Genomic DNA, 626 nt, shown 5'->3' on the forward strand with positions numbered 1-626 from the left:
TGGAAAGCGATCCAACGTCTTCAACAAGAAGGCCTAGAAATTGACAGTATCAAAAATAGAGGATACAAGCTTATTCAAGGCGATCTGATATTGCCTGATTTGATTCAGGAGAAAACCAACTTAACCATTCGCTACAAACCTGAGACAAAATCAACACAAACAGATGCAAAAGAAGGGATTGAGGCTGGAAACCAAGGAAACACACTCTATCTTTCAACCTGTCAAACAGCAGGTCGTGGCCGCTTTCAGCGCCCCTACTATTCTCCATCTCAGGGTGGGATCTATATGTCCCTGCATATTCAACCCAATCTTCCCTATGAAAAACTCCCTTCCTATACTCTCCTTGTAGCTGCTGCAACCTACAAAGCCATTAAAAATCTAACTATGATAGAAGTAGATATCAAATGGGTAAATGACATCTACTTAAAAAATAAAAAGATAGCAGGTATCCTCACCGAAGCAATGACATCAGTTGAAACAGGCTTGGTTACAGATGTCATTATCGGACTTGGTATAAATTTTTCTATAGCAGACTTCCCAGAAGACCTAAAAGAAAAAGCAGGTAGCCTATTTATGCCACCTGCACCAATTAGTCGTAATGAGCTCATCAGCGAAATATGGAATTG

Annotated in this window: 1 protein-coding gene; it reads left to right on the plus strand. The window is 40.3% G+C overall.

The features are described 5' to 3' along the window. Positions 1 to 626: bifunctional biotin--[acetyl-CoA-carboxylase] ligase/biotin operon repressor BirA (birA, locus tag GMD6S_RS09935; protein WP_000326856.1), on the plus strand; the 626-nt coding region annotated here is incomplete at both ends.

Source organism: Streptococcus sp. GMD6S (assembly GCF_000297015.1).